Origin of the sequence: Pseudomonas sp. P8_229 (genome assembly GCF_034008635.1) — a bacterium.
Taxonomy (GTDB): Bacteria; Pseudomonadota; Gammaproteobacteria; order Pseudomonadales; family Pseudomonadaceae; genus Aquipseudomonas.
This window is the reverse complement of sequence record NZ_CP125378.1, coordinates 5,315,673-5,340,035: the sequence shown is the minus strand read 5'-3', so window position 1 is coordinate 5,340,035 and position 24,363 is coordinate 5,315,673. Positions and strand designations below refer to the sequence as shown.

Below are 24,363 nucleotides of genomic sequence, written 5' to 3'. Positions count from 1 at the left end.
GGCCGGGCCTCAGCGGTTGGCGTCGGAATGGGTCATGGCGGTGTAGAACAGCCACGAGACCAGCAGGATGATCAGGAAGTACACCAGCGAAAACGCCGCCGCCGGCCCCAGATCGAATTGGCCGACGGCCATCTGCGTCAAGGTCTGACTGAGGAAGGTCGTGGCATTGCCCGGCCCGCCGCCGGTGAGTACGAACGGCTCGGTGTAGATCATGAAACTGTCCATGAAGCGCAGCATCACCGCGATCAGCAACACGCTTTTCAGCTTCGGCAATTGAATGTGCCGGAACACCGCCCAGGCCGAGGCTCGATCAATCCGCGCCGCCTGGTAATACACATCGGGAATCGCTCGCAGCCCGGAAAAACACAGCAACGCCACTAACGAGGTCCAGTGCCAGACGTCCATCACCAGCACCGTCACCCAGGCGTCCATGGTGTTGGCCGCGTAGTTGTAGCTGATACCCAGCGCATTCAGGCTCGACCCGAGCAGACCAATGTCGGCACGGCCGAAGATCTGCCAGATGGTGCCGACCACATTCCACGGGATCAGCAACGGAATCGCCAGAATGATCAGCACCACCGACGACCAGCGGCCCTTGGTCGGCATGGTCAGGGCGATGCCGATACCCAGCGGAATTTCAATCAGCAGCACGCACGCCGAGTAGATGAACTGGCGCAACAACGAGTCATGCAAACGCGGATCGAGCAGCACCTGCTTGTACCAGTCGGCACCGACGAAGTAGCGGCTGGACTGGTCGAAGATGTCCTGCACCGAGTAGTTGACCACGGTCATCATCGGGATCACCGCGCTGAACGCCACCAGCAGAAACACCGGCAACACCAGCCACCAGGCCTTGTTGTTCTGCACCTTGTTCATGGCTGCACCTCGGTAGGGTCGGTGTCTTCCAGGAGGAATTCGTCGGCATAGACCATCAGCCACTGCGCCGGAAAACTGATGTACGCCGTGCCCTGCGGCACCGGTTTGTCTTCGGCCAGACGCACCTTCAGCGGCGCGCCATCGAGGTCGAGGGTGAGGATCTTGTAGGTGCCAAGGTCTTCGACGTGTACCACCCGGGCCTGCATCGCCTCATCAAACGGCTCGTCCCAGACGTGAATGAATTCCGGGCGGATGCCGACCTTCAGGTTTTTCCACTGACCGTGTTCGATATGCCGCTGCAGGGCGTCGGACAGTGGCAGGTGCGTCGAAGCGAAACCGACCCCGCCCGGTCGTGGCTGCACCTCGATCAGGTTCATCCCCGGGCTGCCGATGAAGTAGCCGACAAAGGTGTGGCTCGGCCGCTCGAACAATTCCCGTGGCGTGCCGAACTGGACGATCTGGCCGCCGTACATCACCGCAATCTTGTCGGCGAAAGTCGAGGCTTCCAGTTGATCGTGGGTGACGTAGACCATGGTGATGTTGAACTGCTCGTGGATCTGCTTGAGCTTGCGCCGCAGCTTCCACTTCAGGTGCGGGTCGATCACCGTCAGCGGTTCATCGAAGAGGATCGCCGAGACGTCGTCGCGCACCAGACCCCGGCCCATGGATACTTTCTGCTTTTCGTCGGCGGTAAGGTTACGGGCCTTCTTGCTCAGCAGGTTTTGCAGGTCGAGGACTTCGGCGATTTCCTGCACTTTACTGTGCACCTTCGCCTCGGCCATGCCCTGATTTCTCAAGGGGAAAGCCAGGTTATCGAACACGCTCATGGTGTCGTAGACCACCGGGAACTGGAACACCTGGGCGATGTTGCGCTTCTCCGGGGTCAGGTCGTTGACCGCTTTGCCATCGAACAGCACATGCCCTTGCGAGGGGCTGAGCAGGCCGGAAATGATGTTTAGCAAGGTCGACTTGCCGCAACCCGACGGCCCGAGCAGAGCGTAAGCGCCGCCCTGCTCCCAGACGTGATCCATCTCGCGGATCGCGTAATCCTCCGCGCCGCCCGGGGTTTTGCTGTAGCTGTGGGCGAGGTGCTGCAAACGGATTTCGGCCATCAGGCAACCCTCGCGACACGTTGGCCCGGTGCTTGCACCAGACGGCCCTGCGCATCGAAAACAAACAGTTTGTGGGTCGGGATGTAAATGCGGATCGGCGCATCGACGTCGTATTCGTGAACGCCGGGCAGGTGCAGCACCAACAGGAAATGCTCGTTGCGCACGTGCAGGAAGGTTTCCGAACCGCTGATCTCGGCGACTTCGACGGTGACCGCCAGTTCGAGGTCGTCATCGTTGCTCGGCACCAACGAGATGTGGCTGGGACGCACACCAAAACGGAACTCGCCCTCGCCCACCGGGCGCAGATCGACGTTCAACGGGAAGTGCACAAAGTTGGCGAAACTGACTTCGTTACCGGCGATGCGCCCGGGCATCAGGTTGATCGGTGGTTCGGAGAACAATTCGGCGGCGAGCACGGTTTGCGGCTGGTGATACACCGAAGTCGACGGGCCGCTCTGAATCACTCGGCCTTCGTGAAGAATCGTCGTGGTGCCGCCGAGTGCCAGCGCTTCGTTGGGTTCGGTGGTGGCGTAGATGGCGATGGTGTGGCGCGCCTTGAACAGCTCGCGCATTTCCTGGCGCAGTTCTTCGCGCAGCTTGTAATCGAGGTTGACCAGCGGCTCATCGAACAGAATCAGTTCGGCATCCTTGACCAGCGCCCGGGCCATGGCCGTGCGCTGCTGCTGGCCGCCGGAAAGCTCCAGTGGAAAGCGCTGCAGGAACTTCTCGATGCGCAGCATCCGCGCGGTTTCTTCGACCTTGCTGTGGATGAGTTCCTTGGCGACACCGGCCTGACGCAACGGCGAGGCGATGTTTTCGAACACGGTCATGGTCGGGTAGTTGATGAACTGCTGATAGACCATCGACACGTTGCGCAGACGCACCGGCCGTTGGGTGACGTCGACGCCGTTCATCAGGATGCGGCCGCTGTCGGGCTTATCGAGCCCGGCCATTAATCGCATCAGGCTGGTCTTGCCGGACAGGGTCCGCCCGAGCAGAACGTTGAAGGATCCGGGTTCGAATTTCAGGCACGCATCGTCGATCCAGGTCTGGCCCTCGACGGTACGGCTGACGTGCTCCAGGGTGAGTGACATGGCTCGGCCTTTTTATTATTGGAGTCAAGCGACCTGTGCAGCAGAGCGACATTCGTGCCAGAAATGGCAAGTGGTTGATTTGTCGTGAAAAGTGCCGAAAACGCGGAAGACGGGTGTTCATTGCTGAACACATTTGAACAATTAGGCGATTGACAATGAACAATCGTGAACAACACTCTATGAACGCTTTTTTGCCCGATCTCATGAACACCGAAGATCCCTGTAGGAGTGAGCCTGCTCGCGATAGCCGTGTGTCAGTCAATGCAAATCCGTTTGATAGACCGCTATCGCGAGCAGGCTCACTCCTACAGGGGATTTGTGGTGTTTCAAATATTGGGTTCATAACAACAATAAAAATCGCTGCATCAGAGGCGTACCGCCATGGCCGCACCTGCCCCGCCGTTGTCCCACGACGCGCTCGTCCAGACTTCCTGGCAACGTTGCCGCGCCTTCGGTCTCAACCATCAAAGCGCTCCGGCCTTCGATCAATTGCCTGCCAGCGGCATCGCGCAGTTGCTCGACCGTCACCACTCGCTGGTGCAGACCACCCATCAGGAAGTCCTGCCCTACTACGAGAACATCCTGAGCAACTCCAACTGCCTGATCATGCTCGCTGACAATCAGGGCCAGGTGCTGACGTCGTGGGGCACCCAGCGGTTTATCGAGCCAAGCCTGGCCCGAGGTTTCAGCGCCGGGGCGAGCTGGATGGAACGCGCCAGCGGCACCAATGCGATCGGCACAGCGCTGGCCTGCGAACAAGCGGTGCACATCGAGCACGACGAGCATTTCCTCAAGGCCAACCGTTTCATGACCGGTTCCGCCGCACCGATTTTCGACGCCGAACGCAAGGTAATCGCAGTGCTTGACGTGTCCAGCGACAGCTATCTGCCGCCCTCGCACACCCTGGGCATGGTCAAGATGATGAGTCAGACCGTGGAGAACCGGTTGATCCTCAACCTGTTCCACGGCCAGCACTTTCAACTGACCTTCAACACCGGGTTGAACAACCTCGACAGTCAGTGGGCCGGGTTGTTGATTTTCGATGAGAGCGGTCAGGTGCTATCGGCCAATCGCCGGGCGGACAATCTGCTCGGCGTGCGCCTGTCGCGGGTCAGTGTCGAGAGCCTGTTCAACGTGTCGCTGCTGGAGCTGATGAACCAGCCCGACGGCTTGCCGTTCGCCCTGCAGACCTCGGGACGCAACCGCTTCCAGTGTTTATTGAAGCGACCGAAACAGGCGCCGATTCAGCCTCGGGTATTTGCCGAACCCAAACCCGCGCCAACGCCGACCAAAGCGCCGCCGGGGGCAATCAGCCTCAACGCCTTGCACTTTGGCGACAGCCGCGTGGAAAAAGCCGTGCGCCAGGCCGAGCGCCTGTTGGAAAAAGACATCCCGCTGCTGATCCACGGCGAAACCGGGGTCGGCAAGGAGGTCTTCGTCAAAGCCTTGCATCAAGCCAGCTCGCGCAGCAAACAGGCGTTCATTGCCGTCAACTGCGCAGCGATCCCCGCTGAACTGGTGGAATCAGAACTGTTCGGCTACGAAAAAGGCGCGTTCACCGGTGCCAACCAGAAAGGCAGCATCGGCCTGATCCGCAAGGCTGACAAAGGCACGTTGTTTCTCGACGAAATCGGCGACATGCCGCTGCCGACTCAGGCGCGGCTGCTGCGGGTGTTGCAGGAGCGCTGCGTGCAGCCGGTGGGCAGCAGCGAGTTGTTCGCGGTGGATCTGCGGATCATCTCGGCGACCAACCGTTCGCTGCGTGAACAGGTGCAATTGGGGCGCTTTCGCGAGGATCTGTATTACCGCATCGGCGGCCTGACCCTGGAGCTGCCGCCGTTGCGCGAACGCAGCGACAGGGAGGCGTTGTTCAAACGCCTGTGGGAGCAGCATCGTGAACCGACGCAATGGGCCGGGCTGAGCCGCGAGGTGCTGGAGTTATTCAGCCGGCATCCGTGGCCAGGCAATCTGCGCCAGGTCAGCAGCGTGATGCAGGTGGCACTGGCGATGGCCGAGGAGCAACCGGTGCGACCGGAGCATTTACCGGATGATTTTTTTGTCGATCTGGAGATGGAGCCGGTGGAGGTGGCGCAGCCGCTGGGGGTTGATCTGAATGATAGCGAGGCGTTGAACCGGGAGTTGTTGGCGGCCGGGGGCAATATTTCGCATCTGGCGCGGCGGTTGGGGGTTAGCCGAAATACCCTTTACAAGCGGTTGCGCCAGGCTGAGTGACAGGCTGACTGGGCGGGCCTCTTCGCGAGCAAGCCCGCTCCCACAGGGATCAGTGTCGTACACAAGAATCAGATATGACAAAAATCCAATGTGGGAGCGGGCTTGCTCGCGAAAGCTTTAGCCCGGTCAGCGCAGAACTATCAAACCGCCCCCATTGACCGAACCGACTAGACTATGACGAAATGTTTCAGCTTTTCGCCATGCCTTTGATCCAGACACCTCCCTCCTTTCTTATTCTCACAGGATAAGTGCTTTGACCAACATCTGTTCTACCGGCCTTGATATCGGCTTTGCCTCTCTGGATTACCTGCAGATCGGCATCCTCGGCATCATTCAAGGCATCACCGAGTTACTGCCTGTTTCCTCCACCGCGCACATGCGCATCGTCCCGGCCCTGCTCGGCTGGCCGGATCCCGGCTCGGCGTTTTCTGCAGCGATGCAACTCGCCGCACTGGCGGCGGTGGTCAGTTATTTTTGGCGTGACGTCCGGCAGGTGGTTGGCGGCAGCGTCGAGGCAGTGCGTCAGCGTGACTTCAACAATCAATGGTTCATCCTCGCAGTGGCCATCGTGCTGGCAACGATTCCCATCGGTATCGCCGGCATAGCGCTGTCTTCGACGCTCAATGCCTGCAACTCGCCCCTGCGCGGCCTGATGGTGATCGGGATCTCCTGCGTGGTCATGGCGATTCTGCTGGCCGCTGCCGAGCTTACGTGCCGCCATCGCCGCACGGTGGGCGAGATGCGTCTGCGTGATGCGCTGATCGTCGGGATTGCGCAGATCGGCGCGCTGATTCCCGGGGTGTCACGCTCAGGATCGACGCTGACGGCGGCACTGTTCCTCGACTTCAAACGTGAAGAAGCGGCGCGGTTCTCGTTTCTGCTGGGTTTGCCGGCGATTGCGCTCGCGGGCCTGAAAGAGCTGTGGGTGCTGTTCCATGCCGACCTTCCCGCGTCAGTCTGGGGGCATCTGCTGTTCGGTCTGGTGATCGCCAGCATTTCGGCGTTCTTCGCGATCTGGGGCCTGATGCGTTTTCTTGAGAAGTTCTCCACCTGGCCGTTTGTCATCTACCGCGCGGTGCTGGGGATCTTCCTGATCGTTGCGGTCAGTAGCGGGCTGTTGAGTTGATTTGAACCCCAAAAAACCAGACCCGCACTTGGCGGGTCTGGTTTTTAATGCCTTCCCACAAAGCACGTTACGGGCAAGCCGGCTCAACACTTCTGGTTGCAACGGCACTCAATGTACGCAGCCCGACCAGCACGACCGACACCATCACCACCCCCGCGAAAATCGATACGCCAAACCCTGCCCGAGCGCCGTAAGCGTCGATGATCAACCCCGCCAGCATGCCGCCAAGTGCGACCCCGATGCTGATGCCGGTGGTCATCCATGTCAGCCCTTCAGTGATCCTCGACGGCGGGATGATGATCGTCCCCAGCTTCATCACCACGACCATCGTGGGTGCAAACGATATGCCGGCGATAAACAGCATCGCCGAGAGGACATAAACGTCAGGAGAGAACATGGGCAATACGCCTGTGATTGCCGTGACCAGTATGCCGATAAAGAACTGCTTTTCTATCGCCACGGAAACCTTCAAGGCGCCGAACGTCAGGCCAGCCACAAGCGATCCGAACGCATAGGCTGCGAGAATGAAGGTCGCTGAGCCTGGCCAGTCTTGCGCATTGGCGAAGGCGACAACGGCGACATCGATTGAGCCGCCGATTGCGCCCATCGCCAACAGCGCCAGCACGATGGTCGGAACGCCAGGAATCCGCAGGGTTGAGCCCGTATGCATCGCATGACCCACAACAACCTTGGGTTCAGTCTGGCGTTGCAGGAGAAACGCCGTCACCCCGACGGCCAGCAGTGCGACCGCGACAAGGGGCCCGGCTTCGGCGAAAAAGCTCACGCTCAGGCCGATCGCCAGTGGCGGGCCGATGATGTAAGCGAGTTCAGTCAGCACCGTATCCAGAGAGAACGCCGTGTGCAGCTGCGGCTTGCCCCGGAACAATTGCGTCCAGCGGGCCCTGATCATCGACGGCATGCTGGGCATTGTCCCGGCCAGTGCGGCCAGAACGAAAAGCAATGCCGCCGGCGCCCTCATGTAGACGGCAATGATCAGTGCCAGCAACATGCCAATGCTGAAGGTTGTCACGACAGGCAGCACACGGCTTTGGCCACGCTGATCAACCAGTTTCGAGATGTACGGGCCGATCAGTGCATTGGCCAGGGTAAACGTACCGGCGACGGCGCCGGCCAGCCAGTAAACACCGGTTTGCTCCACGAGCATGGTAATGATGCCAATGCCGATCATCGCCTGCGGCAATCGCGCGATAGAACTCGCGAGCACCAACCCCGTGGCACCGGGGGTCGTCAGCAGCTCGCGATAGTGATTAGCCATGATGTCTCCATTCCAAATCGTCGCCGCTCAGCATCCGGCTGAGCGCGTTGCCGACATCAAGACCTACGCGAACGTCAAAAGCAATCCCTCACCCCAGCCCTCTCCAGGGGGAGAGGGAGCCGACCGAGGTGCCTGGCGCTGTACATCGACCTGAAAGATCCAGTCGATTATGGATTCGGCACAACACGTTCAGGTCGGTGTATCCCTCCAGCATCCCCCAATCAGTCCCCTCTCCTGGGGGAGAGGGGTTAGGACGAGGGCGTAATCTGGGAACAGCACAAACCTCCAAACCAGCAGAAAAAAAACCCGCACAAGGCGGGTTTTGTTTTGCAGCGATCAAGCAATCAGTCAGCCAGACGCCAGGTCGTGCCGCCCTTGCCGTCTTCCAGCACCACGCCCATGGCGGTGAGCTGGTCGCGGATGCGGTCGGATTCGGCCCAGTCCTTGCCGGCGCGTGCCGCCAGACGCGCAGCGATCAGCGCGTCGACTTCGGCTGCATCGACACGCCCTTCGGCGCCGGCCTGCAGGAAGTCATCGGCTTCGAGTTGCAACACGCCCAGCACGCTCGCCAGTTCTTTCAGACGTGCCGCCAGGCCCGCCGCTGCATCGAGATCGCTCTCGCGCAGACGGTTGATCTCACGGACCATCTCGAAGAGCACGGCGCAGGCTTCCGGGGTGCCGAAGTCGTCGTTCATCACCGTGGTGAAACGCTCGACGAACGCTTCGCCGCCGGCCGGCGCCACAGTCGGCAGGCCTTTCAACGCGTGGTAGAAACGCTCGAGTGCGCCTTTGGCGTCCTTGAGGTTGTCTTCCGAATAGTTGATCGCGCTGCGGTAGTGGCTCGACACCAGCAGGTAACGCACGACTTCCGGGTGGTACTTTTCCAGCACGTCGCGAATGGTGAAGAAGTTGTTCAAGGACTTGGACATCTTCTCGCCATTGATACGAATCATGCCGCAATGCATCCACGCGTTGGCGTAGGTCTTGCCGGTGGCCGCTTCGCTCTGGGCGATTTCGTTTTCGTGGTGCGGGAACTCGAGATCGCTGCCGCCGCCATGAATGTCGAAGGTCTCGCCCAGGCAGCAGGTGGACATCACCGAGCACTCGATGTGCCAGCCCGGACGCCCGGCGCCCCACGGCGATTCCCAGCTCGGCTCGCCCGGTTTGGTGGCTTTCCACAGCACGAAGTCCAGCGGATCCTGCTTGGCTTCGTCAACTTCGATCCGCGCGCCGATGCGCAGGTCTTCGATCTTCTTGCGCGACAGCTTGCCGTAACCCATGAACTTGGCGACGCGGTAGTACACGTCACCATTGCCTGGGGCGTAGGCGTAACCCTTGTCGATCAGCGTCTGGATCATGCTCAGCATGCCCGGAATATGATCGGTGGCACGCGGCTCCATGTCCGGCTTGAGGATGTTGAGCCGCGCCTCGTCCTCGTGCATCGCGGTGATCATGCGCTCGGTCAGCGCGTCGTACGGCTCGCCGTTTTCGCGAGCACGATTGATGATCTTGTCTTCGATGTCGGTGATGTTGCGCACGTACGTCAGGTTATAACCGCTGAATCGCAACCAGCGGGTCACCAGGTCGAACGCGACCATGCTGCGGCCGTGGCCAATGTGGCAGTAGTCGTACACGGTCATCCCGCACACGTACATGCGCACATTGTTGCCATCAAGCGGCTTGAAGACTTCTTTGCTCTTGGTGAGCGTGTTGTAGATCGTTAGCACGTTGGTTTCCTTGACGCTGAATCACTGGCCCCACGAATCACGCAGGGTCACGGTACGGTTGAATACCGGCTGACCTGGTTTCGAGTCCTTGATATCGGCAACGAAGTAGCCTTCGCGCTCGAACTGGAAACGGTCTTCCGGCTGTGCATTGCCAAGCGATGGCTCAGCACGACAACCGGTCAGCACTTGCAGTGAGTCAGGGTTGATGTTGTCGAGGAAACTCGCGCTGTCTTCAGCCTTCTCAGGGTTGGCCGAACGGAACAGGCGATCGTACAGACGCACTTCGCACTCGATGCTGGCAGCGGCCGGCACCCAGTGGATCACGCCTTTGACCTTGCGGCCTTCAGGGTTCTTGCCGAGGGTTTGCGGATCGTACGAGCAACGCAGCTCGACGATGTTGCCGTCGGCGTCCTTGATCGCTTCGTCGGCACGGATCACGTAGCTGCCGCGCAGGCGCACTTCGCCACCGGCTTCCAGGCGCTTGTAGCCCTTCGGTGGCTCTTCCATGAAGTCTTCACGGTCGATGTAGATTTCCCGGGCGAACGGCAGAGCGCGCACGCCCATGTCTTCTTTCGGGTGACGCGGCAGTTCGAGGTTCTCGACCTGGCCTTCCGGGTAGTTGGTGATCACGACTTTCAGCGGACGCAGCACGCACATGGCGCGCGGGGCGCTGTGGTCCAGATCGTCACGGATGCTGAATTCGAGCATGCCGAAGTCGACCACGCCGTCGGAACGGTTGGTGCCGACCATTTCGCAGAAGTTGCGGATCGATTTCGGCGTGTAGCCACGGCGGCGGAAGCCCGACAGCGTGGACATGCGCGGATCGTCCCAGCCATTGACGTGCTTTTCATCGACCAGTTGCTTGAGCTTGCGCTTGCTGGTGATGGTGTAGTTGAGGTTCAGACGGCTGAACTCGTACTGACGCGGGTGCGCCGGCACTGGCAATGCGTCGAGGAACCACTCGTACAGCGGACGATGGCTTTCGAACTCCAGGGTGCAGATCGAGTGGGTGATGCCTTCGATGGCGTCCGACTGACCGTGGGTGAAGTCATAGTTCGGGTAGATGCACCACTTGTCGCCGGTCTGGTGGTGATGCGCGTGGCGGATGCGATACATGATCGGGTCGCGCAGGTTCATGTTCGGCGAAGCCATGTCGATCTTCGCACGCAGCACGCGGGCGCCGTCCGGGAATTCACCGGCACGCATGCGGGCGAACCAGTCGAGGTTCTCTTCGACGGAACGGTCGCGGAACGGGCTGTTCTTGCCCGGCTCGGTCAGGCTGCCACGGTACTCCTTGGCCTGCTCAGGGGTCAGGTCGTCGACGTAGGCCTTGCCGGCCTTGATCAGCTCGACAGCCCAGTCGTGCAACTGGTCGAAATACTGCGAGGCGTAGCGCACTTCGCCGGACCACTCGAAGCCCAGCCATTTGACGTCGGCTTCGATCGCGTCGATGTATTCCTGGTCTTCCTTGGCCGGGTTGGTGTCGTCGAAACGCAGGTGCGTGACGCCGCCGAACTCCTGGGCCAGACCGAAGTTCACGCAGATCGACTTGGCGTGGCCGATGTGCAGGTAGCCGTTGGGCTCCGGCGGGAAACGGGTGACGATCTGGGTGTGCTTGCCCGAGTCCAGGTCTGCCTGGATGATCGGCCGCAGGAAATTGACCGGCACGGCAGGGCCGGACTTGGCATTCGAGGTAGGGTCGACAGTGGGCTTGCTCATAGGATCCTTGACTTACATGTGCGCGGCCGCAGAGGGGGCCAGACAAAACAAAGCCGCTATCATAGCCGATGCTGTCAAGGGGCTGACAGAGCACGGCCTATAAAGGAGCGCATTTAATCGCCGGGAATTGAAAAACAGCCTCGAAATTCGCGCCTGTCACGCTAAACTGCGCACCTTGGCCCACGCTGGCTGAACCGGTTTTGGGGCTCGATGTCCCAAAACCACGAATTCCTCTAAAGAGTAGCGATCATGACTCAAGTTAAATTGACCACCAATCATGGCGACATCGTCATCGAACTGAACGCTGAAAAGGCGCCGATCACCGTCGCCAACTTCATCGAGTACGTCAACGCCGGTCACTACGAAAACACCGTTTTCCACCGTGTCATCGGCAACTTCATGATCCAGGGCGGTGGTTTCGAGCCAGGCATGAAAGAAAAGAAAGACAAGCGTCCAAGCATCCAGAACGAAGCTGACAACGGTCTTTCCAACGAGAAATACACCGTTGCCATGGCCCGCACCATGGAGCCGCATTCGGCGTCCGCGCAGTTCTTCATCAACGTTGCCGACAACACTTTCCTCAACCACAGCGGCAAGAACGTGCAAGGCTGGGGCTACGCAGTATTCGGTAAAGTGACCGCTGGCACCGACGTTGTCGACAAGATCAAAGGTGTGTCGACCACTTCCAAGTCCGGCCACCAGGACGTACCAGCAGACGACGTGATCATCGAGAAAGCCGAGATCATCGAAGCGTGATATTGCTGATTTCAGACTTGCATCTGGAAGAGGAGCGCCCGGACATTACCCGGGCGTTTCTGGATTTGCTCGCTGGACGCGCCCGCTCGGCGAGTGCGTTGTACATTCTTGGCGACTTCTTCGAAGCGTGGATTGGCGACGACGCCATGACGCCCTTCCAGCGTTCCATCTGCCAAGCCCTGCGCGAACTCAGCGACAGCGGCACGGCGATCTTTCTGATGCACGGCAATCGCGACTTCCTGCTCGGCAAGGCGTTCTGCAAAGAAGCCGGCTGCACGCTGCTGAAGGACCCGAGTGTCGTGCAGTTTTACGGCGAGCCGGTCTTGCTGATGCACGGCGACAGCCTGTGCACCCGCGACGAAGCCTACATGAAGCTGCGTCGCTACCTGCGCAACCCGATCACCCTGTTCATCCTGCGCCATCTGCCACTGAGCACCCGCCATAAACTGGCACGCAAGCTGCGCAGCGAAAGCCGGGCGCAGACGCGGATGAAGGCCAACGACATTGTCGATGTCACGCCGCAAGAGATTCCGCGAATCTTGCAGGAGTACGGGGTGAAAACCCTGATCCACGGGCACACCCATCGCCCGGCGATCCACAAGCTGCAGCTCGGCGAGCAGGCGGCGAAGCGGATTGTGCTGGGGGATTGGGATCGCCAGGGTTGGGCGTTGCAGGTGGATGAAAGCGGCTACGCGTTGGCGCCGTTCGACTTCGCCCCGCCGCCAGCCCTGCCCGCCCCAAGCGCATGATCGTTCCCACGCTCCGCGTGGGAATGCAGCCCGGGACGCTCCGCGTCCCATCCAGAGCCGAACGCAGAGCGTCCGTTGAGGCATTCCCACGCAGAGCGTGGGAACGATCTTGCGGGATCAGTGCCCGGAAGCCGCCGGGCCTGCTTTTGCGGCAAACGGTGGCTTGGCCAGCCACACAATCAGAATCAACCCCATGAAGCCCCAGCCCAACAACGTGAAGTAATCCACGGTGGAGAGCATGTACGCCTGGCTGGTGAGGATCTGATCCATCTGCGCGTACGCCGACTGGCTCGCGCCGCCTAAATGATTCAAGGTCTCGCGGGTCGCCGGCTCATAGGTGCTGATGCTTTCGCTCATGTACGCATGGTGCTGATCGGCGCGGCGAATCCAGATCCACGTGGTCAGCGATGCCGCGAAGCTGCCGCCCAGTGTCCGCAGGAAGGTCGCCAGGCCCGCACCGTCGGCGATCTGGCTCGGCGGCAGGTCCGACATCAGGATGCTCAGGGTCGGCATGAAGAACAGCGCCACGCCAATCCCCATGAACAGCTGCACCAGGGCGATGTGCTGGAAGTCGACTTCGTTGGTGAACTCAGCGCGCATAAAGCAGCTCAGGCCAATCGCGAGGAACGCCAGACCGGCCAGCAGGCGCAGGTCGAACTTGTTCGCGTACTTGCCGACAAACGGCGACAGCAACACCGGCAGAATGCCGATCGGCGCCACGGCCAGACCGGCCCAGGTCGCGGTGTAACCCATCTGCGTCTGCAACCACTGAGGCAGGATCAGGTTGATGCCGAAGAACCCGGCGTAACCCAACACCAGCACCAGCGTGCCGATGCGGAAGTTGCGGTGCGCGAACAAGCGCAGGTTGACCACCGGATGCTGGTCAGTCATTTCCCAGATCACGAACACCGCCAGCGCAATCACCGAAATCGCCGCGCCGATGATGATGAAGTTCGACTCGAACCAGTCCAGATCATTGCCCTTGTCGAGGATCACCTGCAACGCGCCGACACCAATGATCAGCGTGATCAGACCGACGTAATCCATCGGCTGACGGCTGGTTTCCACCGGGCGTTTGGCCAGTTGCGAACGCACCACCATTACCGCAAAGATGCCGATCGGCACGTTGATGAAGAAGATCCACGGCCAGCTGTAACTGTCAGTAATCCAGCCCCCGAGAATCGGCCCGGCAATCGGCGCGACCACCGTGACCATCGCCAGTAACGCCAGGGCCATGCCGCGCCTCGCCGGCGGATAGACCGCGATCAACAGGGTTTGCGTCATCGGATACAGCGGCCCGGCGACCAACCCTTGCAGGACGCGGAAGCCGATCAATTCCGGCATCGACGTCGAGATACCGCAGAGAAACGAGGCCAACACGAACAGAATGGTGGCCCACAAAAACAGCTTCACCTCACCGAAACGCCGACTGAGCCAACCGGTCAGCGGCAGCGCAATGGCGTTACTTACGGCAAACGAGGTGATCACCCAGGTACCCTGCTCCGAGCTCACCCCGAGGTTGCCGGAAATCGTCGGCAGCGCCACGTTGGCAATGGTGGTGTCGAGCACTTGCATGAATGTCGCCAGCGACAGGCCGATGGTGCTGAGCAACAGGCTGGGCGGCGTGAAAGAGGCGTTATTGCTCATTGTCAATCCTGTGAAACCTGATTAGCGCCGGGCCCTCTGTAGGAGTGAGCCTGCTCGCGATAGCGGTGTATCAGTCGTGGAAACTGGGTCTGACACACCGCTATCGCGAGCAGGCTCGCTCCTACAAGGTCAGTGCAGGTCAGCGTTGCGCGGTTTTGCTGACCGCAGCGCTGTTGTCGTGGATCAGTTGCGCGATCATCGCGTCGGCTTCGGCCAGTTGCCGGTCGTAGACGTTGGTGCTGAACGAGGCCTTTTGTGGCGGCTGCTGGGCCAGCACCGGACCGCTCTGGTCGTGCAGATTCACTTCAACGTTGGTCGACAGGCCGACCCGCAGCGGGTTTTTCGCCAGCTCTTCGGCATTGATGTGAATCCGCACCGGCACGCGCTGCACGATCTTGATCCAGTTACCGGTGGCGTTCTGCGCCGGCAGCAAGGCAAACGCGCTGCCGGTCCCGGCGCCGAGGCTGTCGACGGTGCCGCTGTACTTCACGCTGCTGCCGTAGATGTCGGACTCGATGTCCACCGGTTGGCCGATGCGCATGTCACGCAGTTGGGTTTCCTTGAAGTTGGCGTCGATCCACAGCTGATCCAGCGGAATCACCGCCATCAGCGCCGTGCCCGGCTGGACGCGTTGACCGAGTTGCACGGTGCGCTTGGCGACGTAACCGGTGACCGGCGCGATCAGGGTGCTGCGCGCATTGGTCAGGTAAGCCTGACGCAGGTCGGCAGCCGCCGACATCACGTCCGGGTGCGACGAGACCACCGTGTCATCGACCAGTGCACTGGTGGTTTTCAGTTGCTGTTTGGCATTGGCCAGGGCGTTTTGCGCCGAGGTCAGGTCGTCGCGAGCGTGGGACAGTTCTTCCTGGGAAATCGCCCCGCCAGCGGCGAGGTTTTTCCGGCGGTTGAAGTTGTCCTGCGCCTTCTGCACTTCAGCCTGTTGCGCGTTGACCTGGGCTTTCATGCCATCGACGTTGCTGTACAGGCCGCGCACCTGACGCACAGTGCGCGCCAGTTTCGCCTGGGCACTTTGCAGGCCGACTTCGGCATCGTTCGGGTCGAAGTTGATCAGCACCTGGCCTTCGTGAACCAGATCACCATCGTCAGCGCCAATGCTGACCACGGTGCCGGTGACCAACGGGGTGATTTCCACCACGTTGCCGTTGACGTAGGCGTCATCGGTGCTCTCGTTCCAGCGCCCGATGAATTCGTGATACGCCCAGACGCCGGCACCGGCGAGCAGGACCACGACGGCCAGCACCAGCAGCATCACTTTGCGCTTGCGCGGATTGCCGGTGTCGGGGGTGTTGTCTTGAGTTTGAGTGTTTTCGGCAGTGGCCATGACAAATACCTGAATTAGTTGTGCGGCGTGGCTGGGGTGGCGTTGGCTGCGGTCAGGGTGTCACCCTGGAAGCCGCCGCCCAGCGCTTGCATCAGTTGAATCGACAGGTCGATCTGCTCGGCATTGAGGTTGGCCAGCTGACGCTGGGCCTGCAGCAATTGCTGCTCGATGCTGAGCACGTCCAGGTAGTTGCCGATGCCGGAACCGTAACGCTGGACGACGGTGTTGTAAGAATCCTGAGCAATGTCGGTGGCGTGTTGCTGCGCACCGATCTGCCGGCCGATATCACGCAACTGGTTGATCGTGTCGCTGACATCGCCCAGTGCTTTCACCAGGCTTTTGTTGTACTGCGCAACCGCCAGGTCGTAATCGGCGTCGCGCGCATCGAGGTTGGCGCGCAGGCGCCCGCCATCGAAGATCGGCAGCGAAATGGTCGGGGCGATGTTGAAGAAACGACTGGCCGAACCGAACATTGCGTCACCCAACAAGGATTCGGCACCGGCGGACGCCGTAAGGTTCAGGTTGGGATAGAAGCGGGTTTTCGCCGAGTCGATGTCTTTGCTCGCTGCTTCCACGCGCCAGCGCGCGGCGACCAGATCCGGACGGCGGCCCAGCAGCTCCGCCGGCAGCACCGACGGCACCGCTACAGCGCTGGCTTGCAGAACTTTCGGCCGGGCGATTTCGTTGCCACGATCCGGGCCTTTGCCGAGCAACACGGCCAGGGCGATCTTGGCGCTGTTCAGGCGTTTTTCCGCATCGATCAGGCTGGCTTCGGAACTGGCCTCAAGGCTTTGGGTTTGCTGGAACTGGTACTGGCTGTCGATCCCGGCACTCAAGCGACGCTGGCTCAGATCGAGCATCTGTTTGGTGCGTTTGAGGTCGTCGTTGGACAGGTCGTAAACAATGTGCGCCTGGCCCAGATCACTGTAGGCACGAGCGACGTCGGCGGCGAGGGTCAGTTGTGCAGCCTGACGATCGACTTCGGCGGCGCGAGCCTGACCGAGTGCGGCTTCCCAGGCATCACGCTGGCCGCCCCACAGGTCGAAGTTGTAATTGAAACCGGCGCTGACGTTCCGCACGGTGGCATAGGCATCGCCCTGCCCTCGCGGGTCCTGGTCCTTGGCCAGACGCGAACGGCTGATGCCGGCGCTGGCGTCGAGGGTCGGATAGCGTTCGGCGTCGGCGGCATACGCGGCAGCGCTGGCCTGATGCGCACGGGCTGCAGCGATCTGCATGTCCGGGCTGTCGTGCAGCGCTTCGCGGATCAGGCCGTCGAGTTGCGGATCGCCGAGACTTGCCCACCAGTCGCTTTTCGGCCACGCGGCCGGCGACAGGGTCACGCCGTTGAGGGACTGGCTGACGTTCAGGCTCTTCGCATCAAGGTTTTTGCCTTGAGTGTCGAGGCCGCTGTAGTTGGCGCAGCCGGCGAGGATCATCGCCGACAGCACCAGGGTCAGGCTGCTGCGCAAGGTTTTACCGCTCATTGTGTTCACCTAACCGCTGGATAGTGATCGGGTCACCGGCTGCCAGCAGGATTTTCTTGAGGATGTATTCCAGGGTCTTCAACTCGTCCGTGGTGACGGCGCCGGCCAGTTCATTCATTGCGTCGGCGCCGATGTGCGGCAGGCGATCGGCCAGTTGCTGGCCTTGTTCGGTCAGCTTGAGTTGCACCTGACGACGATCGCCTTCGCTGCGCTGGCGAGCCAGAAAGCCTTTCTGCTCCAGACGATCGAGCATGCGCGTCATCGAACCGCTGTCCAGCGACAGGTGTCGGCACAGCTCGGCCGGGGTATCGACGCCGAACTGGGCCATGATGATCAGCACCTTGAACTGCGCGGCGGTGATGCCGTGGGGTTCCATGTGGGTGTCGATGATCCGATCCTTGAGCAGCGCGGCACGGCCAAGCAACAAGCCGAGATGGCAATGTTTGAATTCGTCCGGGGTGAAGTGCTTCATGTGCTCACCTAATAACTGCCTAGGCAGTGAATGTATGTCGAGATGTTACTGCCTAGGCAGCGAATGTCAACGTAATAGTTAGGAAGCTTGGTAATTAGTTGACCAGTGGAGTGGGTTTTTGTGTCGCACAGGCGGACGCCATCGCGAGCAGGCTCACTCCTACAAGGGAACGCATTTCAAATGTAGGAGTGAGCCTGCTCGCGATTGGAGCGACTCGGTGTGAAGTCGGTCAGGACTCGTCGGAAGGATGCACTGGTGGCGGCTGCACCGGATGCACCTCACGCCCGCGCAAGGCAGTCGCCACATACCCAAAGGCACGCTTGCTCACCGCATAAATGCTGTGCCAGCCCGGCGGCGCGGGCTCGATGGCAGCGTGCAACGCTCGCGCATAGTCGAGCACCAGACCGGGCGTCCAGGCCATCACCTCGGCGCGTTTACGCACCTGCGCTGCCACCCAGAACTCAGGGCTGATGATGACTCGGACGAAATCCCGCATGCTCGAATGCCCCCGGTTCATCGCCCCTTCCAGGGCCGCTTCAAGGCTATGGGCAACGGCACTCGAACAATTGCGGCTGGTGAGGTTGTAGGTGCTGTTCTGCCGATACTCAGTCCAGAACGCCTGCAACCGCCGGGCGTCGTAGTGGGCGAAACTGACCTGAACCGAAGACGGGCACCAGTCAGCCACCTCGCCGGCATAGTCCGGCAGAAACCGACCGGCGACGTCGTTGTTCGGCGTTGCCCGCAACAAGCGCACAAAATCCCCTGCCGACCGGTCGATGTCGTCCAGCGGATAATGGCTGATGTAAATGTCCGGGCCACATTCGAGGGCCGCGTGGCCAGCGGAAATCACACCGTTGATGTCAACCGCCGCGATATATCGGTTGAGCAGGCGGTTGCGCACCAGGGTGTCATCAACGGTGCCGCTGGGTGTCCAGACATGAATCACCAGCGCCGCGCCGTCGGCCGGCACACTGACCGAGGAAGGGTTTGTCAGCGCCGGCTGTTTTTTGAAGCGCACGGCCTGCTGCAACAAGGCACAACCGGAGAGGAAAATGCTCATGCCAATGCAGAACGGCACCGTGCCCTTATAAAGCGTCGGATACGGTTCGAGGATAAACACGCCAAAGCCGATTTCGAACAACCCCGCCAGCAGCGACACTTGCCAACCGACAAAGCGCACCACCACCGCAGCCGCCAGCCGAAAGACCCCATCGATTATAAAAGCCCCGCCAAACAGCACCGCCAGAATCAGCCCGGCAGCATGTTGCCGGTCGACGATCAGCAACCCCAGCAAGAGAAAAGCCATACCTCGCGCTTTACGCAGGGCAGCAGCGGTACCGGTTTGCGGTGCAGGCACCAGCAGAAGGATCAGCGCTTCCAGCAACAACAGATAGCCGAAAAGATGCAGCGGAAAATACAAAACACCGTCCAGCGCATCAATGAAGATGCCCACACCGGCCGCACCCCAGACAACGCCCGTCAGCGCCAGCGCGGACCAGCGCTTGCGGACAAAGTCATTACCGAGCAAGACCATACTCAAGCGGACCATATGACCTCTCTGGTGAACCGGGGGCCGCACAACCTTTACGGTTTACAGGCTTCGGTGAGTCTAATACATCGTCACGTTTGCGGATTCGCGGGAGCGTGTTCTAAGAATCGCCTGATGTCCATCGGCAAACCGCGTGGTTAACGTACGCCGCTCTTTGGCCGACACGTATAGCCCTTTTCATGAAGCGAATAACTCTGCAGCGCCCCCTGCTCACTCTTGTCGCGGCGACGTTGCTGACCTGCGCGGCGGACGCGATGGCGGCGAATTGTAGCTTCAGCAGCTCCCCCTCCACGCAAACGCTCAGTTACGGCGGCAGCCTGGCCAATGGCGGCCTGACCATCCCCACCGACACACCGGATGGCACGGTGGTTTATCAGGAAACCGCGCAGCAATCGAACTCGCACAGTTGGTCGTGCACTGCGAGCTCGCTCTATGGCGTGGCGGTCAATCCCGCGTTTGGCACCCCGACCGGTACCGTAACGACCTTCCCGCTGGGCAAGACCGGGCTGTCGTTCCGTATCTGGATGGGTATGCTGGATCGTTATGAGCCCTCGCTCTTTTCGACCTACCCAAAAGGCTACGGAGTGGCGTCAGGCTCGATCCGCCTGGAAATCGTCAAGTCAGGCCCATTGGCGGCGCAGATCACGATACCGGCCGGCAACCTGGCCAGCCTGAAAGCCGGCGAGCTGATTCTGAACAACTTCAACCTGACCAACGCGCTGGTGTTGAATGCGGCCTCCTGCCAGACCCCGGCCGTGCCGGTCGCCATGGGCGACGACTATCAACTCCAGGAGTTTAGCGACGCCGGCGCGAAACCCCGCACGGTACGTTTCAACATCGCACTTAACCAGTGCCAGACCGGCATCAAGAAAGTCACCTATTCACTCAAGGCCACCACACCGGTCATCGACGCGACCAAGGGCATCGTCGCCCTCAACAGCACCTCTACCGCCAGCGGCATTGGCCTGCAATTGATGAACGACGCCGGGCAACCCATCGCCTTCGATACCACCTACCCGTTCAACGCCTTTTCCACCACCGGCACCGACTTCAAGATTCCCTTGTCGGCGGCGTACTATCGCCTGCCGACCGGCGATCTCAAGGCCGGCAGTGCCAACACCGAAGTCACCTTCATCGTCAACTACCTGTAGCCATCTAGGAATCGTCTGATTCTCCGCGCTCCCGGCCCTCCCTAGAGTGCCGGGATGAGATTGAAGAACTACCTCCATCAGATCAGCCCGATCCTGTCCTCGCCACATACCGCGCGTCGTCTGTTGCGCATTTTTGCTCTGGTGCTGCTGGTGGGCATACTCGGCGGCGTGTACAGCTTCCTGCTGTTTACCTTCAACAGTGAGATCTCCCAGCGGCGTAGCTACATGAGCAGCGCCATCGCCGAAGCGCATACTTTTTTCACCACCCGCGAAGCACTGCTGGAAAGCCTGAGTCTGTCGGCCACGCGCATGACCAACCTGGATCTGCCGATCTCCGAGGAAGAAATCCGCCTGTTGCTCGGGCACACGCCGGGCCAGCAATGGAGCATCTGGCTGACCCAACGCATGCGCGACTACCTCAAGGCCAGGCAACTCAACCTGGTCTACGTCAGCAGTGGCCCGCAGACCCAAGTGTTGCGCCTGTACAACGCAACCCCGGTGACCCGTGATTTCCCCCAGCCCCTGCTGGAGCAACTGCAAACCCTCAAGCACCACAATACCAGCGCCCTGAACGAACTCTGGCTGACCCATGCCGCTGACGGGCACTCGCAGTTGTACATCTTCATTCGCCTGGACAAGCGCGATGCGAGTTCCGGCTGGCTCGGCCTGGAAATGGACGACCGCGAAGTCTCCAGCGCCTTGAGCGACCACAGTGCCGGCGAGTTCACCATGTTCAACGCGCAAGGCATGCCGTTGTTCAGCAACAGCCACAAACCGCCGCCCGGGCAGAACCTGCCATTGCTGCGGCAGCAGGACTTCTTCGGGTTTGTCGGTGCTGGCTGGTTGCCCGAGCAACTGGTGTTGCGCAAGCAACTGAAATCATCGGACTGGCAACTCACCTACTCCATCGACTTGCTCGCGGTGTTGTCGGCGCTATGGCCGCAGATGCTCGGTGCGCTGCTGTTCTGTCTGCTGAGTATCAGCCTGGTGTGCCTGCTGACCCGGCGTCTGGAACACCGCGTGATCAACCCGGCAATTCACCGGATTCAGGCGCTGGTGGAAAGCGAGCTGTTCAGCCGCGACGTGATCCAGACCGCCCCGGTGGCGCTGTGCGTGTTGCGGCGCAGCGACGGCCAGGTGGTGCTGGAAAACACCCTCGCCCGGCAGTGGCTGGGCGACTGCGGCAAGCAACTGGGCGCCGGCTGGATTCGCGATGCCTTCGACGCGGCCAAGCCGTTCCTGACGGATTATTTCGAGACCCCCGACGGCCGTCACCTGTACCTGAGCTGCGCCCCCACCCGCTACAAAGGCGAGGACGTGTTGCTGTGTGCCTTCAGCGACATCAGTGCGCGCCGGCAAATTGAAGCCGCGCTGGAGCAGGCGCGGCAGTCGGCCGATGCGGCCAACGAGGCCAAGACCTTGTTCCTCGCAACCATGAGCCACGAAATCCGCACCCCACTTTACGGCGTGCTCGGCACCCTGGAATTGCTCGCGCGCACGCAACTCGATAGCCAGCAGAAAAGTTACCTGCAAGCCATCGAAGGTTCGTCCGCCACGTTGCTGCAGTTGATCTGCGACGTGCTCGATGTGTCGAAGATCGAGGCCGGGCAACTGGCGCTGGAACTCAGCGAGTTTTGCCCGGCGACGCTGGTGCAGGAAGTGGTGCAGGGTTACGCGGCGGCGGCGCAAAGCAAAGGTTTGCAACTGTACGCCTGCCTTGACTCGCAACTGCCAGACCGGCTGATCGGCGATGTCAGCCGCGTACGGCAGATCCTCAATAATCTGCTGAGCAACGCGGTCAAGTTCACCGACTCCGGGCGCGTGGTGCTGCGGGTCAAATTGCTCGGTCGCGAAGGCGAACGGGTATGCCTGCAATGGCAAGTGTCGGACACTGGCAAAGGCATCGCCCATGACGATCAGGCGTTTATTTTCGAGCCGTTCTACCAGACCGAAGGCAACACCAACGTGGTCGCCGGCACAGGCCTGGGTCTGCCGATTTGCCAGCGCCTGACGCACTTGATGAACGGCACGCTGCGCATGGTCAGCGAGCCGGGCCTGGGCAGCAGCTTTTCCCTGAGCGTGCCGTTGGAGCAACCCTCCTGCGGCGCCTGCCTTGTCGCTTCGCCGGTATTGGCCGCAGACATCGTCTACGTGGTGTCGCCCATCCGCGAACTGGCCGACAGTATCAGCGGCTGGTTACGCCGCTGGGGCGCACGTCCGCAAATCGGCGCACCTGACGCCACTGAGCTCGACGCGACAGCTGTGCTGCTGGAGCTGCATCCCGCGCCCGTCGGACAACCTTCGAACCCGCAATGGCACGGGCCACGGGTGCTCGCCAGCAGTGATGGCGCGCACGAACCGCAGTTCAGCGGTGACGGCTGGAAGGTCAATCTGAATGATCTCGCCGCGATCCAGCGCGCCGTCCGCCAGGCTCAGGGCGGCCAGATTACCCAGCACCCGCAACAACGAGAACCCCACGCGTTGCGGTCGTTGCACCTGCACATCCTGGTGGCAGAGGACAACGTCATCAACCAGCTGATCCTGCGCGATCAGCTCGAAGAGCTCGGTTGCACAGTGGCGCTGGCCAGCGATGGCGAGCAAGCGTTGTTGCTGTGGCACGACGGCGCATTCGACATCGTCCTTACCGACGTCAACATGCCCCGCCTCAACGGCTACGAACTGGCCAAAGCCCTGCGGCGTCTCGGTTGCAGCATCCCGATCATCGGCGCCACCGCCAACGCGATGCGCGGTGAAGACGCCCTGTGCCTGGCTGCCGGGATGAATCACTGCCTGGTCAAACCCTTTACGCTACGAGCCTTGTTCGCGGTCCTGGCTCCCTACGAACGAGTCGCCCATGAAGCCCTGTAGCATTTTGATTGTCGAAGACCACCCCTTCCAGCACCTGTACTTGCAGAACCTGTTCAACGAGCTGGGCGTCTTCGACGTGGTCTGCGCCAGGGACGGCGAAGCGGCACTGGCCTGCCTGAAAACACGCGACTTCGACCTGGTACTCACCGACCTGCTGATGCCGGGCATGGACGGCGTGCAGTTCATTCAGGGCCTCGCCGCGCAACGTTCACGGCCCGCACTGGCGATCATGAGCGCCGCTTCCCGGCGCATGTTGATGGGCGCCAGCCTGGTGGCGAGTAACCTGCAAGTGAAAGTCATCGGGCTGATTTCCAAACCGGTGAGCACGGCCGCCCTGCGCTGCCTGATCGATCAATTGCAGGCGCTGCGCCAGACCGCACCGGCCGAGACCCGCGAAGGCATCGACCGCCAGAGTCTGTTGCAGGCCCTGGACAATGGCGAGCTGCAAGCCTGGTTCCAACCCAAGAAAGCCCTGAGCAATGGCCGGATCGTGGCGGCCGAAGCACTGGTGCGCTGGATGCATCCCGAGCATGGCACGCTGCTGCCCGGGGCGTTCCTGCCGGCGCTGGTCGCCTGTGGTCTCGAAGAACGCCTGCTGTGGCGGGTGCTGGAACAGGCGATCGCCGCGCAGATCGTCTGGCGCCAGCAGGGCTATGACATTCCGGTGTCGGTCAACCTGCCCACGCACTTGCTCAACAGCCATGACCTGCCCGACCGCATCCTCGCGTTCGTGCTGGCCCATCAAGGCCTGCCGGCACGGATCTGCTTCGAATTGATGGAATGCTCGGTGCCCGATGACATCAGCAACTTCTACGCCGGCGCCTGCCGCTTGCGGATCAAGGGCTTCGACCTGTCCCAGGATGATTTCGGCAAGGGCTACAGCTCGTACATGAACCTGGTGTCGGCGCCCTTCACCGAGTTGAAGATCGACCGCACGCTGGTGCAAGGCTGCAACGCCAACGAGGAACTGGCCCAGGCCCTGACCAGCATTGTCAGCCTCGGGCGCCAGCTGGGCCTGACGGTGGTGGCCGAAGGCGTGGAAACCGCGCAAGAACTTGCTCTGTTGCGTAAGATCGACTGCACTCAGGTTCAGGGTTTCCTGATCTCCCACGCCGTGTCTTCGGATCAGTTCCAGCAATTGCTGACCCATGACGGGCCGGCGAACGCGTATTGACCCGCAAGC

At 61.0% G+C, this 24,363-nt stretch carries 18 protein-coding genes; 7 read left to right on the top strand and 11 right to left on the bottom strand.

The features are described 5' to 3' along the window. Positions 1-9: 9 nt before the first annotated feature. The 3 genes from QMK55_RS23985 to QMK55_RS23975 are packed head-to-tail and all read right to left on the bottom strand — an operon-like array spanning position 10 to position 3,082. Positions 10-876: a carbohydrate ABC transporter permease gene (locus tag QMK55_RS23985; protein WP_102357787.1), complete on the bottom strand. Its 867-nt coding sequence runs from the start codon at positions 874-876 to the stop codon at positions 10-12. Continuing rightward, positions 873-1,988, bottom strand: coding sequence for an ABC transporter ATP-binding protein (locus tag QMK55_RS23980; protein WP_320330087.1), 1,116 nt, complete (start codon positions 1,986-1,988; stop codon positions 873-875). Before QMK55_RS23980 ends, QMK55_RS23985 begins: the two co-directional genes overlap by 4 nt. Then, positions 1,988-3,082: an ABC transporter ATP-binding protein gene (locus QMK55_RS23975; RefSeq protein ID WP_102357784.1), complete on the bottom strand. Its 1,095-nt coding sequence runs from the start codon at positions 3,080-3,082 to the stop codon at positions 1,988-1,990. Before QMK55_RS23975 ends, QMK55_RS23980 begins: the two co-directional genes overlap by 1 nt. A 381-nt stretch (positions 3,083-3,463) precedes the next feature. Here QMK55_RS23975 and QMK55_RS23970 point away from each other — a divergent pair, with 381 nt between their 5' ends. Both QMK55_RS23970 and QMK55_RS23965 read left to right on the top strand, forming a co-directional pair. Beyond that, positions 3,464-5,314 (top strand): sigma-54-dependent Fis family transcriptional regulator, encoded by a 1,851-nt coding sequence (locus tag QMK55_RS23970; RefSeq protein WP_102357782.1) that lies wholly within the window; start codon positions 3,464-3,466, stop codon positions 5,312-5,314. A gap of 253 nt (positions 5,315-5,567) precedes the next feature. Beyond that, on the top strand, positions 5,568-6,440 hold the full coding sequence (locus QMK55_RS23965) for an undecaprenyl-diphosphate phosphatase (protein WP_102357781.1): 873 nt from the start codon (positions 5,568-5,570) through the stop codon (positions 6,438-6,440). 67 nt (positions 6,441-6,507) lie between these two features. Here the strand turns inward: QMK55_RS23965 and QMK55_RS23960 are convergent, their stop codons facing one another. The 3 genes from QMK55_RS23960 to QMK55_RS23950 form a co-directional block, all read right to left on the bottom strand. Continuing rightward, positions 6,508-7,716, bottom strand: coding sequence for an MFS transporter (locus tag QMK55_RS23960; protein WP_102357779.1), 1,209 nt, complete (start codon positions 7,714-7,716; stop codon positions 6,508-6,510). Positions 7,717-8,060: 344 nt separating this feature from the next. Continuing rightward, positions 8,061-9,443 (bottom strand): cysteine--tRNA ligase, encoded by a 1,383-nt coding sequence (gene cysS / locus QMK55_RS23955; protein WP_008082133.1) that lies wholly within the window; start codon positions 9,441-9,443, stop codon positions 8,061-8,063. 21 nt (positions 9,444-9,464) lie between these two features. Then, positions 9,465-11,162, bottom strand: coding sequence for a glutamine--tRNA ligase/YqeY domain fusion protein (locus QMK55_RS23950; RefSeq protein WP_320330086.1), 1,698 nt, complete (start codon positions 11,160-11,162; stop codon positions 9,465-9,467). A gap of 249 nt (positions 11,163-11,411) precedes the next feature. On the opposite strand from QMK55_RS23950, the gene QMK55_RS23945 reads away from it, so the two are divergent. Both QMK55_RS23945 and lpxH read left to right on the top strand, forming a co-directional pair. Next, a complete protein-coding gene (locus tag QMK55_RS23945) occupies positions 11,412-11,918 on the top strand; it encodes a peptidylprolyl isomerase (protein ID WP_016986556.1) in 507 nt (168 codons plus the stop codon). Next, positions 11,915-12,667, top strand: a complete 753-nt coding sequence (lpxH, locus tag QMK55_RS23940; protein WP_320330085.1) for a UDP-2,3-diacylglucosamine diphosphatase — start codon at positions 11,915-11,917, stop codon at positions 12,665-12,667. Before QMK55_RS23945 ends, lpxH begins: the two co-directional genes overlap by 4 nt. Before the next feature lie 117 nt (positions 12,668-12,784). Here the strand turns inward: lpxH and QMK55_RS23935 are convergent, their stop codons facing one another. The 5 genes from QMK55_RS23935 to QMK55_RS23915 all read right to left on the bottom strand — a co-directional run bounded on the left by QMK55_RS23935 (position 12,785) and on the right by QMK55_RS23915 (position 19,161). Beyond that, complete coding sequence (locus tag QMK55_RS23935; protein ID WP_007961985.1) at positions 12,785-14,314, bottom strand: DHA2 family efflux MFS transporter permease subunit; 1,530 nt, start codon at positions 14,312-14,314, stop codon at positions 12,785-12,787. A 139-nt stretch (positions 14,315-14,453) separates the two neighbouring features. After that, on the bottom strand, positions 14,454-15,656 hold the full coding sequence (locus QMK55_RS23930) for an efflux RND transporter periplasmic adaptor subunit (protein WP_102356908.1): 1,203 nt from the start codon (positions 15,654-15,656) through the stop codon (positions 14,454-14,456). A gap of 14 nt (positions 15,657-15,670) precedes the next feature. After that, positions 15,671-17,140 (bottom strand): efflux transporter outer membrane subunit, encoded by a 1,470-nt coding sequence (locus tag QMK55_RS23925; RefSeq protein ID WP_320330084.1) that lies wholly within the window; start codon positions 17,138-17,140, stop codon positions 15,671-15,673. Then, positions 17,130-17,612, bottom strand: a complete 483-nt coding sequence (locus QMK55_RS23920) for a MarR family winged helix-turn-helix transcriptional regulator (RefSeq protein WP_064586973.1) — start codon at positions 17,610-17,612, stop codon at positions 17,130-17,132. The genes QMK55_RS23925 and QMK55_RS23920 overlap by 11 nt, the downstream gene beginning before the upstream one ends. Positions 17,613-17,841: 229 nt before the next feature. After that, on the bottom strand, positions 17,842-19,161 hold the full coding sequence (locus QMK55_RS23915; RefSeq protein WP_102356906.1) for an HdeD family acid-resistance protein: 1,320 nt from the start codon (positions 19,159-19,161) through the stop codon (positions 17,842-17,844). A gap of 179 nt (positions 19,162-19,340) precedes the next feature. Here QMK55_RS23915 and QMK55_RS23910 point away from each other — a divergent pair, with 179 nt between their 5' ends. From QMK55_RS23910 to QMK55_RS23900, 3 genes are read left to right on the top strand one after another with little or no spacing between them, the layout of a single operon-like run. Further along, on the top strand, positions 19,341-20,312 hold the full coding sequence (locus QMK55_RS23910; RefSeq protein ID WP_320330083.1) for a fimbrial protein: 972 nt from the start codon (positions 19,341-19,343) through the stop codon (positions 20,310-20,312). Between the two features lie 54 nt (positions 20,313-20,366). Then, a complete protein-coding gene (locus tag QMK55_RS23905) occupies positions 20,367-23,180 on the top strand; it encodes an ATP-binding protein (protein ID WP_320330082.1) in 2,814 nt (937 codons plus the stop codon). Next, positions 23,167-24,354, top strand: coding sequence for an EAL domain-containing protein (locus QMK55_RS23900; RefSeq protein WP_102356903.1), 1,188 nt, complete (start codon positions 23,167-23,169; stop codon positions 24,352-24,354). Before QMK55_RS23905 ends, QMK55_RS23900 begins: the two co-directional genes overlap by 14 nt. Positions 24,355-24,363: the final 9 nt, after the last annotated feature.

Bases quoted from the DNA above. Each gene is read 5' to 3' on its own strand.
- QMK55_RS23985 (WP_102357787.1), bottom strand. From the start codon at position 876: ATGAACAAGGTGCAGAACAACAAGGCCTGGTGGCTGGTGTTGCCGGTG.
- QMK55_RS23980 (WP_320330087.1), bottom strand. From the start codon at position 1,988: ATGGCCGAAATCCGTTTGCAGCACCTCGCCCACAGCTACAGCAAAACC.
- QMK55_RS23975 (WP_102357784.1), bottom strand. From the start codon at position 3,082: ATGTCACTCACCCTGGAGCACGTCAGCCGTACCGTCGAGGGCCAGACC.
- QMK55_RS23970 (WP_102357782.1), top strand. From the start codon at position 3,464: ATGGCCGCACCTGCCCCGCCGTTGTCCCACGACGCGCTCGTCCAGACT.
- QMK55_RS23960 (WP_102357779.1), bottom strand. From the start codon at position 7,716: ATGGCTAATCACTATCGCGAGCTGCTGACGACCCCCGGTGCCACGGGG.
- QMK55_RS23950 (WP_320330086.1), bottom strand. From the start codon at position 11,162: ATGAGCAAGCCCACTGTCGACCCTACCTCGAATGCCAAGTCCGGCCCT.
- QMK55_RS23945 (WP_016986556.1), top strand. From the start codon at position 11,412: ATGACTCAAGTTAAATTGACCACCAATCATGGCGACATCGTCATCGAA.
- QMK55_RS23935 (WP_007961985.1), bottom strand. From the start codon at position 14,314: ATGAGCAATAACGCCTCTTTCACGCCGCCCAGCCTGTTGCTCAGCACC.
- QMK55_RS23930 (WP_102356908.1), bottom strand. From the start codon at position 15,656: ATGGCCACTGCCGAAAACACTCAAACTCAAGACAACACCCCCGACACC.
- QMK55_RS23925 (WP_320330084.1), bottom strand. From the start codon at position 17,140: ATGAGCGGTAAAACCTTGCGCAGCAGCCTGACCCTGGTGCTGTCGGCG.
- QMK55_RS23920 (WP_064586973.1), bottom strand. From the start codon at position 17,612: ATGAAGCACTTCACCCCGGACGAATTCAAACATTGCCATCTCGGCTTG.
- QMK55_RS23915 (WP_102356906.1), bottom strand. From the start codon at position 19,161: ATGGTCCGCTTGAGTATGGTCTTGCTCGGTAATGACTTTGTCCGCAAG.
- QMK55_RS23910 (WP_320330083.1), top strand. From the start codon at position 19,341: ATGAAGCGAATAACTCTGCAGCGCCCCCTGCTCACTCTTGTCGCGGCG.
- QMK55_RS23905 (WP_320330082.1), top strand. From the start codon at position 20,367: ATGAGATTGAAGAACTACCTCCATCAGATCAGCCCGATCCTGTCCTCG.
- QMK55_RS23900 (WP_102356903.1), top strand. From the start codon at position 23,167: ATGAAGCCCTGTAGCATTTTGATTGTCGAAGACCACCCCTTCCAGCAC.